Here is a 907-nt window from a genome sequence, read left to right as displayed (position 1 = left end):
TTTTGTATAGTTACCTGTTGCAATGTGAACTCCGTCACCTATTTCCATGCCTTTTCTGTAAAGTGTATAGTCAGGCTCGTCATACGGTCTGAACCATGGGCGGAACCAGTACCTGTCCGATGAGTATCCATATGGGAAAATAAGTCCGTTTGGATTGTCAAAGTTAAATCTTCTTTGAGTATTCAGACTTCCGTCCTCGTTATTTATGTATGTTTCGGGGTTGTCCCACAAAATAGTCTGTTTGCCGTATGGATAATAGAAAACTATGGAATGATTGCCGCTTGAATAAATCGCCTTTTCTCCCGCAGCTTCATTTACATTCCAGTGCTGTCCGTAAAATAGAATTAATCCGTCTGTCCATAACCCCTCACAGTCTGCAAGAGTTGTATAATACCAGTTTTCAGTTACCATCAAAACATCGGCAGAGTTAGTCATGATCAGCTTATCATAGCTCTGTGCCTGTCCGAAGTTAAACTCGCCGATTATTCCAAGCTGACCGCCGTTAAGGTTTAGCGTTACTCCGTCTAACAAGTCAAGATTGCTTGTCATAAACGCCATATTTCCGACTATAACAAGTTCATGACCGTTCAAATCCAGATTTGTGTTGTACAGCCACATTCCCGTTTCGTTATAGCAGTCACCCGTCAGCTTGATGTTGTAAATATAATTTGCTCCGGGGGTATAGCCGTCAAACTGACTTGCGTATCCTGCAAACCAATTGTAATCTGCTTCTGTGATAACTCCGTCCTTGTCCTTATCCATGTATTCCTTGAAATCATCATCGCCTACATAAGAACCGCTGTGATTTTCCAGAATATAATTGTAATCATCAGCGTCGATAATTCCATCGCCGTCAATGTCAAGTTCGGATATATATCCATCCTCGCCCTCTTTTTTCTCATAATGA

General features: G+C 41.6%; 1 protein-coding gene. It reads right to left on the bottom strand.

Features of this window, described 5'->3' with window-relative positions; genetic code table 11:
* The coding region (locus OCV67_RS12410) for a hypothetical protein (protein ID WP_178085148.1) at positions 1 to 907 on the bottom strand (907 nt) is incomplete at both ends.

Origin of the sequence: Porcipelethomonas ammoniilytica (genome assembly GCF_025567485.1) — a bacterium.
Classification (GTDB): domain Bacteria; phylum Bacillota; class Clostridia; order Oscillospirales; family Ruminococcaceae; genus Porcipelethomonas; species Porcipelethomonas ammoniilytica.
This window is presented reverse-complemented; position numbering and strand designations above follow the sequence as displayed.